The organism is Streptomyces sp. SID13726, assembly GCF_010548375.1.
Lineage (GTDB): Bacteria > Actinomycetota > Actinomycetes > Streptomycetales > Streptomycetaceae > Streptomyces.
Map to the genome: position 1 here is coordinate 755,379 of NZ_JAAGLY010000001.1, position 15,688 is coordinate 771,066.

Consider the following 15,688-nt stretch of genomic DNA (forward strand, 5'->3'; position numbering starts at 1 on the left):
TCACAGCACTCCCATCAGTGGGCCGCCGGGCAGCGGCACTCCGAGCAGGTTGTCGAAGAGGGCGTAGGTGGCGAGGGAGAGCACGGCGGCGATCAGCGGGTCCCGGTCGAAGCGGCGGCTGCCCAGGGCGAAGGCGGCGCCCCAGAAGAGCAGGGCGCCCGCGAGGGGGAAGCCCAGCGGCTCGATGAGGACGGCCGCGCCGAGGAACACCCCGGCCAGCAGCAACACCGTGCGCCAGTCGGCGGGTTCGGACAGGTCGACGTCCTCACCGGCCTCCGCCTCGCCGTGTCCGCCGCGCAGCACGTCCACGGCGAGCAGGGCCGCGATGAGGAGGAGTCCGCCGCCGACGACGATCGGCACGGTCCGCGGACCGACCGGGCCGCGCTGCGCGATGTCCACGTCCATGGTGAGCGCGTCGGTCAGGACCAGCACGCCGAGCGCCAACAGCAGGACGCAGACGCCGAGTTCGGAGCGGTCGCGCAGCCAGGAGCTCCGCTTCGGTGCCGTTGCCGCTGTCTGTGCCGCTGTCTCCGGGGTCGTCACAGTCCCAGCTCCTTCAGTACGGACACCACGCGCTCGTCCTGGGCGTCGAGGAAGGCGCCGAACCTGTCGCCGGTGAGGAAGGCGTCGTCCCAGCCGTTCTCCTTCAGGGACTTCCGCCACTGCGGCGACGCGTGCAACTCCTCGACGAGGCGCACGAGTTTGTCCCGCTCGGCGTCGGACAGGCCCGGCGGGGCGACGATGCCGCGCCAGTTGGTGAAGTCCACGTCGTAGCCGGACTCCCTGAGCGTCGGCGCGTCCAGGCCGGACACCCGCTTCGGTCCGGTGACGGCGAGCAGCCGCAACTCGCCCGCCCTGATCTGCTCCTGGTACTCGCCGACCCCGGAGACCCCGAAGGCGACCTTGCTGCCGAGGATCGAGGCGAGCAGTTCGCCGCCGCCGTCGAAGGGGATGTAGTTGACATCCTTCGGCGCGATACCGGCGGCCCGCGCCATCAGCATCGGCGCGAGATGGTCGGGACCGCCCGGCGACGAACCGCCGCCGACCGGCAGCTTGCCGGGGTCCTTCCGCCAGGCCGCGACGAGCTGGTCGATCGTCTCGTACGGCGAGTCCGCGGCCACCACGACGACGTCCTGCTCCTCGGTGAGCCGCGCGATCGGCGTGGTGTCGGCGAGGGTCCTGGGCGAGTCGTTGGAGCGCGCGGCGCCGACTACGCCCAGGCCCATGGACATCGCGAGCCTGCCGTTGCCGTGCTCGCTCACCAGCCGGGCGAGACCGACGGTGCCGCCCGCGCCGGGCAGGTTGAACACCTCGACGTTGTGCGTGAGCCCCGCGTCCTCGGCGTTCCTGGCCGCGGTGCGGGCCGTGATGTCGTAGCCGCCGCCGGGGGAGTTGGGGACCATCAGACGCAGACCGGGGATCTGGGTGCCGGTCGCGGAGCCGTCGCCGGCCGCGAGCAGCGGCGGACCCACCAGCAGAAGCGCCGCGGCGCCGAGCACGGCGAGCGGGGTGCGTAGGCGCACGGGGCCACCACCTGTCGATACGGGGTCGGGGGAGTGGCCACATGGTGCCCGCGCACCGGCCGTCTGTCCCGCTTCCGCAAGCAACGGAGGTTGTGGTCTTTACGGTTTCTTGGTCATGATGGGGCGAACCGGAGGGCGGGGACGAAGGAGCGGCCCTGTGCAGGAGACGATCGACGTCCTCGTGGTCGACGACGACTTCATGGTCGCGCGGGTGCACCGCACCTACGTCGACCGGCTGGCCGCCTTCCGGGTCGTGGGCACCGCGGGCACCGGCGCGGAGGCCATCACGGCCGTCGGTGAACTCCGCCCCGACCTGGTCCTGCTCGACCTGTATCTGCCGGACGTGTTCGGCCTCGACGTGGTCTCCCGGCTGCGCGCCGACGGCCACGACTGCGACGTCATGGTGGTCAGCGCGGCACGCGAGGCGGACACGGTCCGCGGCGCCGTACGGCACGGCGTGGTCGACTACCTGCTCAAGCCCTTCGGCTACGAGGAACTGCGGGCGCGTCTGGAGCGGTACGCGGCCCGCAGGGTCAGCCTCCACGCGGCCGTCGTGCGCGGCCAGGCCGATGTCGACCGCGTCCTGGCGGGGACGGCCGCGCCCCCGGCCCGGCCGCTGCCCAAGGGCATGAGCGTGGAGACCGCCGAGCTGATCGAACGCACCCTCCGCGACGCCGAAGGCACCCTCTCCGCCACCGAGTGCGCCGCCCGCACCGGCATCTCCCGTGTCAGCGCCCGCCGTTACCTGGAGCACTTCCACTCCACCGGCAGCGCGGACGTGTCCCTGCGCTACGGCGCCGCGGGCCGCCCGGAGCGCCGCTACACCTGGCGTCCGTGACCGCAGGTCACGCGGGCTGCCACAGCTCGATCCGGTTGCCCTCCGGATCGGTGACCCAGCCGAACCGGCCGATGCCGTCCATGTCCTGGGTCTCGGCGGCGACGTCCGCGCCCCTGTCCCGCAGCTGGGCGAGCATCGCGTCCAGGTCGCGGACCCGGAAGTTGAGCATCGTGCCCTGCGAGCGCGACCCGAAGTAGTCGGTCTCCGCCTCGAAGGCCGCGAACACCGTGGGCCCGGCCTCCTGGAGCCACAGGCCGTGCGCGTCGGCGTCCAGGCCGAGGCAGTCGCGGTACCAGGCGCTCAGGGCGCCGGGGTCGGTGGCCCGCAGGAAGTATCCGCCGATTCCAAGTACACGTTCCATGCGGCCATCGTGCCAGGAGAGCGCCCGGACGGCCCGGCCGGACACCGGTGCCCGTCCCGCCCGGGGCCCTGGACGGTCGTACTCCTCACTGATGGGTCCGGCGGAAGGCGCCGGGGGTCACGCCGGTGTGGCGGGCGAAGAACTTGCGGAAGTTGGTGGGCTCGGGGAAACCCAGGCGGCGGGCGACGGTCGCCACCGGTTCGTCGGTGTGGGCGAGCAGCCGCTGGGCCTCCAGGGCGACACGGGCGTCGATGACGTGCTTCACGGGCCGCCCGGTCGCGGCCACGCAGGCGCGGGTCAGCGTCTTGACGGTGTACCCGAGCCGGTGGGCGTAGTCGGCGGCGCGGCGGGTGTCGGCGTAGGACCGCTCCAACTCGGCGCGGAAGCGGGCGTAGACCTCGCCGCCCGCGTGCGGGTCCGCGTCCGCGCCGGAGTGCGGCAGCCGGTCTATCTGCAACAGCGCGGTGGCCAGCAGGAGTTGGAGGATCTCCGCCGACACGTCCGGCCCCGGCCGCCCGTACTCGGCCCGCAGCTGGCTCAGCAGGGTGGACAGGGCGGCGTACGCGGGGCTCGGGCCCAGTTGCCGGCACACCGGGCCGTACCGCTCGTCCACCAGCCGGTCGGCGCCGCTGAAGCGGGGCGGGAAGGAGGGCCGGAAGAGCAGATGCGTGCCCTCGGTGGTCCCGGGGTCGGTGAACCGCTGGACCTGGCCCGGCCGGATCCAGAGCAGGGTGCCCGGGCGGCAGGGGTACGTCACGAAGTCGACCGTGTGCTCGCCGCTGCCCGCCGTGATCAGCGTGAGGGTGTGGAAGTCCAGCCGGTGCACCGCGTCGGAACGGCTGCCCCGGAACCCGCGCCGCTCCCGCAGGGTCGCCAGATCCAGGATCTCGAAGCCGGGGACGCGCGCGTCGGGCGGGTTGAAGCCGAGCCGGGGGATCGCCGGGTCCGCGGCGCCCAGGTCGGTGGCACCCATCTCGGTCTCCAGATGTCCTCGATCTACCATCCCGCGTCTTCAGCGTACCTCGCCCGCCTGCGGTTTCACGGCGAGAGTGGAGGTCGCAAGGGCGGTGCAGGGCCGCCTTCACCCCAAGGAGCCTCCCCATGAACGGCACGGTCACGGTCCTCGACAGGGGCGCGGTACGCGTCCACAGCTACATGTCGCCCGCGGACACCTTCCACGCCACCACCCAGCTGATCGAGACCCCGGCCCGGATCGTCGCGATCGACGCACAGCTGCTCCCGGCCTACGCCGACGAGGCCGTCGCCTACGCCCAGGGGCTCGGCAAGCCGCTGGACCGCCTCGTCGTCACCCACGCCCACCCCGACCACTACAACGGCGCCGCCCGCTTCGGTGTCCCGGTCCACGCGCTGGCCCGAGTACGCGAGCAGATCGTCGCCCGCGGCGACAGCGACCTGCCCACCGGACAGGTCATCCCGGTCAGCGAGTTCACCCCGTCCGTGGCCGTCATCCCGGGCACCGAGGTCATCGACGGCGTTCCGTTCGTCTTCGAGGCCGTGTCCGGCGGCGAGGCCGCCGACGAACTGCTGATCAAACTCCCCGAACAGGGCGTGCTGATCGCCCAGGACCTCGTCTACAACGACGTCCACCTCTACCTCGGCAACAACGACATCACCGGCTGGCAGCGGGCCGTCGACACCCTGGCCGGGGAATCCGGCTACGACACGATTCTTCCCGGCCACGGCCTGCCCACCGGTCCTCAGGTCTACGAGGACGTACGGCGCTATCTCACCGACGCCCGCGAGCTGCTCGGTGACGACGGGGAGGCGTACAAGGCGGCGATCGTGGACCGGTATCCCTCGTATGCCGGGCCGTTCATCATCGACATCGCCAATCGGTCGCTGTTCGCGGGGTGAGTGCCGCTCGGTCGGGCGGTCGGAGGGTCGCGTGATCCGGCGGTCGGAGGGTCGGGCGGGATACATCGGGTGTGTCGGAGGTTTTCGACTCCCGTCGCCTGCCCGAAAAGCGGCGCTGCCCGGACTTGGTCTCGTCCAAGTCGTTGACTCCTCCGATGTATTGGTATTGCCTGCGACCTCCACTCCCTCACCGGAAAGGACACGCGATGAACCGGAGATCAGTCCTGCGGGCCGGGGCGGGCCTGCTGGCGGGCGGTGCCGCGCTCACCCTGCCGCGCGCGCCGCTCGCGGTCGCCGCCGCCGATCCGACGGACGGCTGGACGCAGACCTCGTTCACCTACAGCTGGCAGAAGCCCTGGAACCTCGACCTGAGCGAACGGCACAGCAGCAGCGGTGGGGTCCACCGGATGTGGGTGTACGACACCGACGAGCCCTTCGAGGAAGGCAGTTCGACCGATCCGCGCACCGAGATGCGCTGGAAGGTCGACTACACGACGGGCAACCGCATGTGGGACGCCGACGTGTACCTCCCCTCGGGCACGGACGGCGCGTCCTTCGTCCAGATCCTGCGCGGCGTCCACCCCTCGGGCACCCCGGCCACCGACATCATGCTCAACGTCTACGACACCGGCGGCGGCACCGTGCGCCGCTACGACGGCACGGTGCTGAAGACAGGGGCGTACGACACCTGGTTCAACGTGAAGATCGCCCACCAGGCGACCACCGGCACCGGCACGGTCAAGGTCTACCTCGACGACTCCCTCGCCCTGACGGTCGCCGACCGGGGCCCGGCCACCCGCTACTTCAAGAACGGCGTCTACAACCACGGCTCGGGCCGCGCGGAGGCCCGTTTCCGCGACATCCGGTACTGGACGCGCTGACCCGGACTGATCACCCCCCATGTCCGGTGCGTCCGCGGTCGCTTCGGCCGGTGACGTGGAGGCGGCGGTGCAGCTGGTCCGCCAGGGCGCGGAGCCCTCAGGAGGTCCGCGTCAGCTGTGAGGGCGAGCCCGCCGCCTGGCCTCCTTCGTCGTTCAGGGTCAGGGTGTCCGTGCCGGTCTTCGTCAGGGTGTAGACGTTGCCGCGTACGCACAGCACGCCCGCCGACGGATCGGTGGCTGTGCTGGTGGCCGCCTCGAAGACCATGGAGGTGCCGCGCGCCTCCGACAGGCGCAGGGTCTCGGTGCACCCGATGTCCCGGCCGGTGTCGTCCGTGATGTGACTGACCTGGCGGCCCACGATGTCGCCCTCGGCCGCCGCGTGCAGGGTGACGGTCACGGACACCCCGGTCGTACGGGAGTTGACCACCCCGTCCCCTGAACCGCTGCCGGGCCCGGTGCCCTTCCATGTGCCCGTCCAGGACGCGGGCAGGGCGTCGTCGGTCGCCGCGGAAAGGGAAGGGGATGGGGAGGAGGGCCGGGTGCCGTCCGCGCCACCCGTGCCGTTCTTGTCGTCGTCGGAGCCGTTCGGCAGGGCCAGCGCGATCACGGCGGCCACGACCGCCACCGCGCCCACGACCAGCAGGGCCGTTCCGGCACGGCTCCCCGGCGCGCGAGCCGGGCTCATCGGCGCACCCGGCAGCGAGGCGTACGGCGGCGGAGGGACGGGCGGTCCGAAGACGCCCGGGGCGGGCGGGACCTCGGTCGCGGGGTACCCGAGCGGTGGCCCGAACCCGGCGCTCCGCGTGGGGAGTTCAGGCACCGGTACCGGGTGCGAGCGCTCCAGCAGCGTGCCCAGTTCGGCCTCCCGAGCGGCGATGTCCTCGGCGAGGCCGGCCGGCAGCGCACCGGCCCACGTGCCCGAGGCGGCGGTGAGCCGCTTCAGCAGTCCGTCCGCCGTGGGCCTGGCCTCCGGCGACTTGTGCAGACAGTCCGCCAACAGCCGTACGAGCGCCGGGGGTACGGCGTCGAGCACCGGCTCCTCGTGCACGATCCGGTAGAGCAGCCGGGCCGCCGACGGCGCCTCACCGGGCCGTAGGAAGGGACCCTGCCCGGTGGCGGCGTGGACCAGCACCGCCCCCAGCGAGAAGACGTCGCCGGGCCCGGCCGAGATCCCGCCGGACGCCTGCTCCGGTGCCATGAAGCCGGGGGAACCGATGACCCCGCCGGTCCTGGTGTGCCGGGTGTCGTCGACGGCCCGGGCGATGCCGAAGTCGATGAGCAGCGGGTGGCGGCGGGCCAGCAGGACGTTGGACGGCTTCACGTCACGGTGGGCGAGCCCCGCCCGGTGCACGGCCCGCAGGCCCTCCGCGAGTTCGGCCGCCAGCGCCAGGACGGCCGGCTCGGACAGCGGCCCGTGCCGCTCCACCCACTCGGCGAGGGACGGCGCGGGCACGTACTCCGTGGCCAGCCACTGCGGCCGGTGCCCCGCCGGGCTGTAGTCGACGACCGCCGCCGTCCACGGGGAGCGCACCTGGTCGCTGCTGGCGATCTCGCGGGCGAAGCGCTCCTCGAACCCGGCGTCCGCGCCCAGTTCGGCGCGCACGGTCTTCAGCGCCAACGGCCGCCCCGACGCCGTACGCGACAGATACACCTGCCCCATGCCCCCGGCCCCGAGCCGCGCCAGCAGGGGGTAGCCGCCGACGGCCGGCGGGTCCTCGGGATCCAGACTGCTCATGACGCTCTCCGGGCGGTACTCGGCGACGCGGTGCGGCGGGCACCGCGCGCTGGGCGCACCGGCCACCGCCGTGGATCCGCACGAGCTTATCCTGCACCTGAAGCGTTCATCTCAGTTGACGAAATGGGGTTCGGGTGGCGACGACCGGGAGTCGGCGGGACGCGGTCACCGTCGATGTCTTCGAGGCGCGGCTCGCGGCCATGTGGTTCTTCGCGGCCTTCCTGGCCGCCGGGTTCCTCGGTGCCTGTCTGTCGGTCTCCGGAGCGCTCCCCATGGGGCCGGTGCTGTCCGTCTCCGCCTTCCCGGCGCTCGTCACCGCGCTGCTGTATCCGCTGCTCAGGCGCCGGTTCCTCGTACGGTTCGACGCGGCGGGCGTGACCGTCGTACGCCCCCTCGGCCGGCGGAACGTCCCCTGGCCGGACGTCGCCGGGTTCTGCTTCGCCCTCTCGGACGGCGACAGCGAGTCCTGGCAGATCCGGATCAGCCGCACCGCCGCCGCGCCGACGGGCCGACTGGTCCACGTACTCGCGGAGTTCGCCGGCAGCCGCGTCGACGAACGCCGAACGGCCGTGCACGGAGCGCTGTTCCGCCAGTTCGCGCTGCGGGGACTGGGGCTCGTCGAGGACCCGTGGCCGGAGCAGTGGCAGCGCGACCACGTGGCACGGGCCCTCGGCGAGGCCGGTCGGGGCGAGGGGATCGGTTAGGAGGCGGGGGCCGGTTCCTGGCCCGTGCGGTCGGTGACGCCGACGGACAGGAGCGCGGACCTGGTCGTGCCGAGGTAGCGCAGGGTCGACGCGTCGAAGACCCAGGCGTAGCCCTTCGGGGAGTCCGCGAAGGCCAGGCCGACCCCCTTGCGTCCGGCGGCGTCCTCGGCATGCTCCACGACACGTGCGCCCGGGAGTTGGGCCATGGCCCGGTAGAGCGCGGCGCTCAGCTCGGGGAGCAGGGTGGCGCTGTCGATGACGGCGCCGATGTTCTCCAGGGCCGTCTCCGCGCGACGGCTGGGCTCGACGCCCCCGGTGTCGCCGTAGAGCCTCCTCAGGAGGGCGTCCGGGTCGGTGGGCAGGGCCTGGAGCTGCCGGAAGCTCAGGTAACCGACCCCGTACATGCGCATGGTCATCCGCAGGGAGGGGTCCGCGACCGCGACGCCGGTGCGCAGACCGTCCCGCTTCCCGTCCACCGACCGCCACTCCTCCTGGCGTACAGCCCCCTTGTACTCCGGGACGGTGAAGGGACCCTGCTCCTGCCTCTCGGAGAGTTCCCTGGGGTCGGTGAAGTCGACACCCAACTCCCGTGCGGAGCCTTGGGACTTGGTGTAGATGAACTGGTCGTCGCGGACCGTGACCGGGGGTCGGTCCGCCGCCGCCAGGGCGATGCGGGCCAGCAGCCGGGTGGCGTCGCGGCGGTCGTCGGCGGTGGCCGATGCGCTCTTCCCGTCCTGCGCGCTGTCGACGGCCACCGCGCCCAGGGCGACAGCGGTGGCCAGGACCAGGGAGGCCGCGACGAGGACGAGGCGGCGGGTGGGGCGGGGGCGGACGGGGGTTGTGGGCGTGGTGTCCGCGGTATCGGTGGTGCCCATCGTGCCCGTGGTGCCGGGCTGTTCGCGGGTGATGTGTGCCATCAGGTGCTCCCTCAGGACGCGGTGGCGGTCCCGCGTGAGCACCGGGTGGGCGGGAGCGGGCAGCGCCTCGGCCAGGTCGTGCTGGTCGGCCGGCTGGTCCCGTCGTCGCGGGGTGGTGTTCATCGCTTCTTCTCCTGCGTGGACCGAGCCGCCGGAAGGCGGCGGCTGCCCAGTGACTGTCCGACCGGGGTGGGGTGTTGCGTGCCGGGTGGTGCGGCGGGGGTGACGCCCTTGATGTCGCGGTCGCCGCCGCCTTCTAGTTCGAGTTCGGTGAGCCGGCGCAGGCGTTTCCTCGCGCGCGAGAGGCGGGACCGTACCGTGCCGACGGCCACGCCCAGGGCCTCGGCGGCGGTGGCCGCGTCCAGGCCCTCCCACACACAGAGCGTGAACACCTCGCGCTCCCCGCGCCGCATCCGGCCCAACGCCCGCTGTGCGGCGGCCAGTTCCTCGCTGTCGGCCAGCCGCCGGGCCACCTCGTCGGCGTGGTCGGGCACCGGGTCCGGGGGCGGGATCCTGCCGAGCGCGGCCCGGTGTCTTCGCGCGGCCCGCGTGGTGTTGCGGGTGACGTTCGTCGCGATGCCCAGCAGCCACGGGCGCAGACTGTCGTCCCCCTCCAGCACCCGCTCATGCAGCCGCCACGCCTCCAGAAAGGTCAGCGACACGATGTCGTCGGCCGCACCCCGGTCACCGGTCAGCCGTACGGCGTGCCGGTGCACCACCGAGGCGTGCTCGTCGAAGAGTTGCCCGAACGCGTCAGGGTCCCCGGCGCGTACCCGGGCCCGCAGTGAAAGTTCCACACTTCTCCCTGTCCGCATCCGGGCCCATGCTGCGGTGACTCGCGTCACACCATGGAGGCACCCCTGAGACCCCCCTCAAATGGTCTTCGGCGCAAGGGAGTTGAAGACGGATGGGTCCGATGTGCTCCGCTATGCTCATGCCGTTCGAACAGGCTACGACCGGTGGGCGCCCAGCCCCGCCGGGAAGGAATCGTGAGCGAGCGCGTGATACCCGGAGATGGCGATTCCCACGCGGCGACGAGTTTCCCGCGCGGCGCGGAACGGTTGATCGCCGGTCGGTATCAGTTGTACGAGGTCCTGGGCAGGGGCGGCATGGGCACGGTCTGGCGGGCCCACGACCAGCTGCTCGACCGCCCGGTGGCCGCCAAGGAGCTGCACATCCTCGCCCACGGCGACGAGGAGCACCGCACCCGGCTGCGCAGGGCCGTCCGGGAGGCCCGCGCGGTCGCCCGGGTACCGCACCCGCATGTGGTCGGCGTCCATGACCTGGTCGAGTTCGAGGACCGGCTGTGGATCGTCATGGAACTCGTCGAGGGCCCCTCGCTGGCCAGCCGGCTCGCCGAGTCCGGACCGCTCGCCCCGCACCACACCGCTGTCCTGGGCCTGCAACTGCTGGACGCGCTCGACGCGGTGCACGCGGTCGGCGCCCTGCACCGGGACGTCAAGCCCGCCAACGTACTGGTGCGCCGCGACGGCAGCGCCGTCCTCACCGACTTCGGCATCGCGGCCCTGGACGACGGGGAGTTCCTGACCACCACCGGTGAACTCGTCGGCTCCCTCGAGTACATGGCACCGGAGCGGGTCACGGGAGCCGAGGCGGGCCCGGCCTCCGACCTCTGGTCCCTGGGCGCGACGCTCGCCACGGTCTGCGGCGGCCGGTCCCCGTTCCGCAGGCCGGCGGCCCCCGCGACGCTGCACGCGGTGGCGTACGAGGAACCCGTCCTCGCCGAACAACTCGGCCCGCTGCGACCGGTGGTGGAGGCGCTGCTGCGCAAGTCCCCGCTGGAACGCCCCTCTTCGGCGGTCGTACGGGACGAACTGCGCCGGGTCGCGGCGGGGCAGCCCGCCACCGGACCGCTGCCCCCGGCGACCGTACGGGTACGCCGTCCCTCCGCGCCGATCGCCGAGGCGGACACCGTGACCAGTGGCCGGCAACCGGTCGCCGCGCAGGGGGAGCCGGTCCCCACGGCGTGGGGCACGACCTCCCTCGGAGCACCGGGACACGGACCGTCCCGCCCGGCCGGCCGGAAACGGCTGTGGTGGGCCCTCGCCGGTACGGCCGTGCTGGCGGCCGGCGCCCTCGGCGGGCTGTTCCTCGCCGGAGCGCCGCCGTTCGAGGGGGCGCCGGAGACGACGACCGTCAGCCAGGTCGTCCAGTCGGCGACCGGATGGCAGCCGGTCGCCGGTGTGTCCGTCCACCAGGGCGACAAGGTCACCCTCCGGTTCGTGTCGGGACAGTGGACGGCCGACCACCGCAGCATGCCCATGACCGGCCCGGCCGGCTACGACACGGCGACCGACCGACAGCTTGAGTTCGCCAAGGACTGCAAGGTCAAGCCCACGGCCCCCTTCGGCGCCCTCCTCACGGTCCTCGCCGGAGTGAAGAACGCCCCCGTCCACACCGTCGGCCGCCGACTCACCTTCCGCGCCGCCGGGAACGGGACGCTGCAACTGGGCATGAACGACACGGCGGGCGCCTGCTCCGACGACAACCGGGGTGAGGTGACGGTGCGGGTGAGTGTGGTGCACTCGGACTGAGTGCGGGGGCCGGCACGGAGCTGTCGGGGTGCGAGGCGGGCGGTGCCGCCTTCGGTCCCGCACAGGGAGAGCCGGGAGCGCAGGGAGGTCCGGGAGCACTGGAAGACCCGGGAGTCCCCGGCCCGTCAGTCGAGCGTCCCCGCTCCCTCGGGACGTTCGTCGGGGTCGGCGGAGTCCCCCGGCACAGGGACGCCCTCGGCGCCGTACCGGCGTAGCAGCCACAGGCCGTAGACGGCGTAGAAGACGAGCACGCACGCCTGCCACCAGTCCGGTGCCGCACCCGGCGAGCGGATCTGGAAGAAGTCGTCGAGGCCGTGGACGGCGACCAGCGGCCAGATGGAGCCGAGGGCGTGGCGCAGTGCGGCGCAGGTGAAGCCGAAGAGGGCGGCCGACAGCATCTGCCACAGGGTGTCCTCCAACTCCGCGTCGAAGAACAGGTAGTTCTGGAGGTGCCCGGCGCCGAAGAGGACGGCCACGCCGAGCGCGGTGCGGAGCGGGCCGAGTGGGCTCAGGGTCTGCTGGACGAGACCGCGGCTGTAGATCTCCTCGTTCACGCCGACCCACAGCAGCGAGACGAGCGAGCCGACGATCACCGTGGTGCCGCCGTCCACGCCGGCGACCGCGTACGAGCAGGCGATCAGCAGCATCGGCGCGGCAAGCCACCAGCGCCGCGGACGCCCGAGCGTGGTCACCCCCGCGGCACGCAGCAGGCCCCACCGCCACAGCACGCACCACACCCCGGCCGCGCAGAGGGCGTTGACCAGGGTGGCGCCCAGGTCGGGGAACCAGGAGGGCGCCAGCGGAGGCAGCACGACCTCGGCGAACAGCAGCAGCACGGCATGCCACGCGAGGGTCAACTCCACCGCGCCCCAGAGGGGATGACGGATGACGTGCCCTTTCCACCGTTCCATCACGGGGAGAGGTTATCCGCAGGGGGTGGCCCATGCTCTGGTAACGATCTACTAATGGCCGACACCTGCACGGTGCGGACAAACGTAGGCTCCACAGCATGAACAGAGGTGTGAAGATCGGCATAGCCGGTACCGGTGCCGCGCTGCTCGTTGTCGGGGGCATCGGCGCGTACAACGTGGTGCAGGCGATGTCCTCCGGGCCGACGGGGAGCGTCGAGCCCAAGATGGCGCACACCTTCGACTCGGCGGCCGTGTCGAGCGAACCGCCGTCCGACGCCAAGGCCGTGGCGCTGACCCGGACCTTTCTGGACGGCTGGGCCGGGCAGCGGCTCACCGCGGCGGCGGGCGCAACGGACTCGCCGACCGCGGCCGCTTCGGCCCTGCGGGGGTACGCGGATGGTCTGCATCTGCAGAAGCTGGAGTTCAAGCAGGTCGCGTCGGCGGGGGCGTCGACCGTGACGGCGGGGGCCACCAAGGTCACGTTCGAGGTCACGGCCCGGGTGGCGGACGGCACCTGGACGTATGCGAGTGCGGTGGCGGTGCGGCAGGACACGGCGGGTCAGTTGGCCGTGCACTGGAACAACTCGGTGCTCTACCCGGGCCTGGGCGACGACCAGTCGCTGACCGCGGGCAAGCTGCCCGAGGGCGTCAGCACGGCCAAGGTCGTGGCGAGCGACGGAAAGACGGACCTGGCCCGGTTCTCCTCGCTGAGCGACATCGTGGCGACGATCCGCAAGAACGCCAAGCCCGCCGGGGGCACCACCGGCACCGGCGTCGCCGTGGTGGACGCCGGCGGGGAGGGCGTCAAGATGCTGAAGGTCTTCGCCAAGGGCAAGGACCCCGTCATCACGACGACCATCGACGCCTCCCTCCAGGCGGTGGCCGAGACCGCCGTGACGGACTCGCACCTCCAGGACAAGCCCGCCGGGACGGTGGCGCTCGACTGGCGGACCGGACACATCCTCGCGCTCGCCCACACCGGGGCGGACGGCGACATCGCCATCAACGGCATCAAGTCGCCGGGCTCCACGATGAAGATCGTCACCTCGGCGGCCCTCTTCGACCAGGCCGGTCTCACACCCGCCAGCCCCGCTCCGTGCACGGACTCGCTGACGGCCAACAGCCAGCTGTTCCACAACGACTCGGGCGTGACGGCCAACCCCGGTTCCACGCTCGCCCAGGCGTTCGCGGTGTCGTGCAACACCGCCTTCATCAAGGACGGGTTCCACTACCTGGTCCACGACGGCGACGCCTCCGCCCTGCACGACGAGGCCGTCAACGTCTTCGGCATGGGCAGCTGGTCCATCGGCGGCGGAGTCGCCACCACCGACCCGAGCATTCCGGCGGACGTCGAAGGCGGCGACCAGGCGGCCCAGTTCATCGGCCAGGGCAGGGTCACCGCCACCCCGCTGTTCATGGCGTCCGTGGCGGCCACCGTCCGGGGCGTCGGCTTCAAGCAGCCGGTCATCCTGCCCGGGCAGGACCAGGCGACCGCGCCCCGGCCCATCTCCGCCCGCACGGCCGGCTACCTGCAGTCGATGATGCGCGGTGTGGCCACCGGCGGCACCGCGGCTCCCCGGCTCGGCGGCCTGGCCGGAGTCGGCGCCAAGACCGGCACCGCGGAGGAGGGCGACCACACCAACGGCTGGCTGACCGCGTACAACTCGAACATCGCCGTCGCCGCCCTGGTCGAAGGCGGCAGCTCCGGAGTGGACTCCGCCGGATACGTCGTCCGTCACCTGCTCACCGGGTCCTGACGCGCGGTTCCGTACGCGGGCCGGGAGTTGGGCACGTGTCGTATCCGGGACCGCCCTTCGGAGACGGGTCCCGGACAGAGACGGTGACTCGCGCCCCGTTGACGTGAGTTGTCCGGTACTCGTGGAAGCAGCGGCGCAGGGTGTCTCTTCCAGAGGGTCGGCCGACGAGGGCGTGCGCGCCGCGCGGACGGCGACGATCGGGTCGTACGCCGGCATGCGTGCCGCGATCTCCCGGGCGGGAAGCTCGACACCTGGACGTGCAGCTGTGCCTCGCCGTCGGCGAGGTACCTGAAGTAAGGACGGCGGATCGTCCGGCCGGGGGTCGAAGATCAGCACCTCCGCGCCCCGGGACGCCGCCGGGTCCAGGGCCCAGCCCGCACTGCCCCCGCACTCCACGACGAACGACCAGTCACCGCTCTGCCCGACGCGGCCCACGCAATAGACCTGCGCGAGGTCGACCATCCGAGACGCTTCCCGCACGGTGAGCGCGGCGCCGACCTCGACCGGCTCATGATCCGCCATCCGCTCGACGAGCTGCCGGGGGCCGAGGTCGCGGGCACAAGTGATGTACAGATCACCGGCGTTGAGGTCCGGACCGCGCCAGGCACCGGCGATCCGGGCAAGGGTGTCGGGCATTGCTGTCTGTTCCCTCTGAGCACAACGTGGGGTCGGTGGGGCACAGCGAGAAACAGCGCTGTGCCCCAGCAGCGGTCAGCAGGGTGTCACGGCTTGGGCACCGTGCCGTCAGGTGGAACTCGTGGTGTCGTAGGAGCTGACGGTTGGCCGTCGGCCGCGGTAGCCGACCGAGGTACGTGCGGCCCCCGAGACCCTTATGCCGCCATCAGCGACGCCATGGCGCGCTCCATCGCGGCCTGGAACTCCTCCGGGGTCAGCGGCAGACGGGACTTGACGTCCCGGCTCCACTGGTCGGCGAGGACCTCGGCCGAGCCCGCCTCGACACCGTCGAGCGCGGCGTCGGCCAGGTCCGACGGCGCCATCTTCGCCACGGGCCAGCCCGCGGCCATGTCGGTGTCGGCCAGGCCGAGGTGTACCGCAGTCACCAGCGTGCCCTGCTCGGCGAGTTCGAGGCGGACGCCGTTGGTCATGGCCCAGGCGGCGGCCTTGGTCAGGTGGTAGGCGCCCGCGCCCCTGCCCCCGAACCACGACATGGCGGACAGGACGTTGACGATCGCGCCCCCGCCGTTCCCGGCCAGCGCCGGAGCGAACTCCCGGACCAGTGCCAGGTGGCCGAACATGTTGGTCTCCAGCTCGTGGCGCACCGCGTCCAGCGAACCGGTCAGCAGGTCCGTCCCCGTACTGATTCCTGCGTTGTTGACGAGCAGTGAGACGTCCGGGGCGGCCTCGGCGGCGGCTCGCACGGATGCGGGATCGGTGATGTCGAGGGGCAGCACCTCCACCCCGGGCAGGTCCACGGTCTCCGGCCGGCGAGCCGTCGCGTAGACCTTGCGGGCGCCCCTCTCGAGCAGGCGCTGGGCGAAGGCGTGGCCCAGGCCACGGTTGGCACCGGTGACAAGGGCAACGGAGTTGTTGATGTCCATGCCCGGTACGCTAAAACCTGACGCTAACGTCAGAGGCAAGCGCCGACCGTCAGGACCCGGATGACGTCAGGG

15 protein-coding genes are annotated in these 15,688 nt (G+C 72.3%); 6 read left to right on the top strand and 9 right to left on the bottom strand.

Annotated elements, in window-relative coordinates; translation table 11 throughout:
- Window positions 1–543, bottom strand: a complete 543-nt coding sequence (locus G3I78_RS03120; RefSeq protein WP_164421156.1) for a tripartite tricarboxylate transporter TctB family protein — start codon at window positions 541–543, stop codon at window positions 1–3.
- Window positions 540–1,523 (bottom strand): tripartite tricarboxylate transporter substrate binding protein, encoded by a 984-nt coding sequence (locus tag G3I78_RS03125; protein ID WP_164421157.1) that lies wholly within the window; start codon window positions 1,521–1,523, stop codon window positions 540–542. The genes G3I78_RS03120 and G3I78_RS03125 overlap by 4 nt, the downstream gene beginning before the upstream one ends.
- 115 nt (window positions 1,524–1,638) lie before the next feature.
- On the opposite strand from G3I78_RS03125, the gene G3I78_RS03130 reads away from it, so the two are divergent.
- Window positions 1,639–2,361, top strand: coding sequence for a response regulator (locus G3I78_RS03130; RefSeq protein ID WP_164421158.1), 723 nt, complete (start codon window positions 1,639–1,641; stop codon window positions 2,359–2,361).
- Between the two features lie 7 nt (window positions 2,362–2,368).
- Here G3I78_RS03130 and G3I78_RS03135 read toward each other — a convergent pair whose 3' ends face one another.
- Window positions 2,369–2,722, bottom strand: a complete 354-nt coding sequence (locus G3I78_RS03135; RefSeq protein ID WP_164421159.1) for a VOC family protein — start codon at window positions 2,720–2,722, stop codon at window positions 2,369–2,371.
- Between the two features lie 85 nt (window positions 2,723–2,807).
- Entirely contained in the window at window positions 2,808–3,695 is an 888-nt protein-coding gene (locus G3I78_RS03140; RefSeq protein ID WP_164421160.1) for a helix-turn-helix transcriptional regulator, read from the bottom strand.
- 128 nt (window positions 3,696–3,823) lie between these two features.
- Between G3I78_RS03140 and G3I78_RS03145 the strand changes: the two genes are divergently transcribed.
- The gene (locus G3I78_RS03145) at window positions 3,824–4,597 is read left to right on the top strand and encodes an MBL fold metallo-hydrolase (RefSeq protein ID WP_164421161.1); all 774 of its coding nucleotides are present in this window, start codon (window positions 3,824–3,826) and stop codon (window positions 4,595–4,597) included.
- 206 nt (window positions 4,598–4,803) lie between these two features.
- Window positions 4,804–5,478 (top strand): polysaccharide lyase family 7 protein, encoded by a 675-nt coding sequence (locus tag G3I78_RS03150; RefSeq protein ID WP_164421162.1) that lies wholly within the window; start codon window positions 4,804–4,806, stop codon window positions 5,476–5,478.
- A gap of 97 nt (window positions 5,479–5,575) precedes the next feature.
- On the opposite strand, the gene G3I78_RS03155 is transcribed toward G3I78_RS03150, so the two are convergent.
- Window positions 5,576–7,213 carry a serine/threonine-protein kinase gene (locus G3I78_RS03155; RefSeq protein ID WP_164421163.1) on the bottom strand — a complete coding sequence of 546 codons (1,638 nt, stop codon included), beginning with the start codon at window positions 7,211–7,213 and terminating at the stop codon, window positions 5,576–5,578.
- Between the two features lie 134 nt (window positions 7,214–7,347).
- On the opposite strand from G3I78_RS03155, the gene G3I78_RS03160 reads away from it, so the two are divergent.
- Window positions 7,348–7,917, top strand: a complete 570-nt coding sequence (locus G3I78_RS03160) for a PH domain-containing protein (RefSeq protein WP_164421164.1) — start codon at window positions 7,348–7,350, stop codon at window positions 7,915–7,917.
- Here G3I78_RS03160 and G3I78_RS03165 read toward each other — a convergent pair.
- Window positions 7,914–8,957 carry a CU044_5270 family protein gene (locus G3I78_RS03165; protein ID WP_164421165.1) on the bottom strand — a complete coding sequence of 348 codons (1,044 nt, stop codon included), beginning with the start codon at window positions 8,955–8,957 and terminating at the stop codon, window positions 7,914–7,916. The two genes, G3I78_RS03160 and G3I78_RS03165, sit on opposite strands and share 4 nt — an antisense overlap.
- On the bottom strand, window positions 8,954–9,631 hold the full coding sequence (locus G3I78_RS03170; protein WP_164421166.1) for an RNA polymerase sigma factor: 678 nt from the start codon (window positions 9,629–9,631) through the stop codon (window positions 8,954–8,956). The genes G3I78_RS03165 and G3I78_RS03170 overlap by 4 nt, the downstream gene beginning before the upstream one ends.
- Window positions 9,632–9,823: 192 nt before the next feature.
- Here G3I78_RS03170 and G3I78_RS03175 point away from each other — a divergent pair, with 192 nt between their 5' ends.
- A complete protein-coding gene (locus G3I78_RS03175) occupies window positions 9,824–11,389 on the top strand; it encodes a serine/threonine-protein kinase (protein ID WP_164421167.1) in 1,566 nt (521 codons plus the stop codon).
- A 125-nt stretch (window positions 11,390–11,514) separates the two neighbouring features.
- On the opposite strand, the gene G3I78_RS03180 is transcribed toward G3I78_RS03175, so the two are convergent.
- Window positions 11,515–12,300, bottom strand: coding sequence for a CPBP family intramembrane glutamic endopeptidase (locus G3I78_RS03180; RefSeq protein WP_164421168.1), 786 nt, complete (start codon window positions 12,298–12,300; stop codon window positions 11,515–11,517).
- Between the two features lie 98 nt (window positions 12,301–12,398).
- Here G3I78_RS03180 and G3I78_RS03185 point away from each other — a divergent pair, with 98 nt between their 5' ends.
- Window positions 12,399–14,057 carry a penicillin-binding transpeptidase domain-containing protein gene (locus G3I78_RS03185; RefSeq protein WP_164421169.1) on the top strand — a complete coding sequence of 553 codons (1,659 nt, stop codon included), beginning with the start codon at window positions 12,399–12,401 and terminating at the stop codon, window positions 14,055–14,057.
- 830 nt (window positions 14,058–14,887) lie between these two features.
- Here G3I78_RS03185 and G3I78_RS03190 read toward each other — a convergent pair.
- Entirely contained in the window at window positions 14,888–15,616 is a 729-nt protein-coding gene (locus G3I78_RS03190) for an SDR family oxidoreductase (protein WP_164421170.1), read from the bottom strand.
- Window positions 15,617–15,688: the final 72 nt, after the last annotated feature.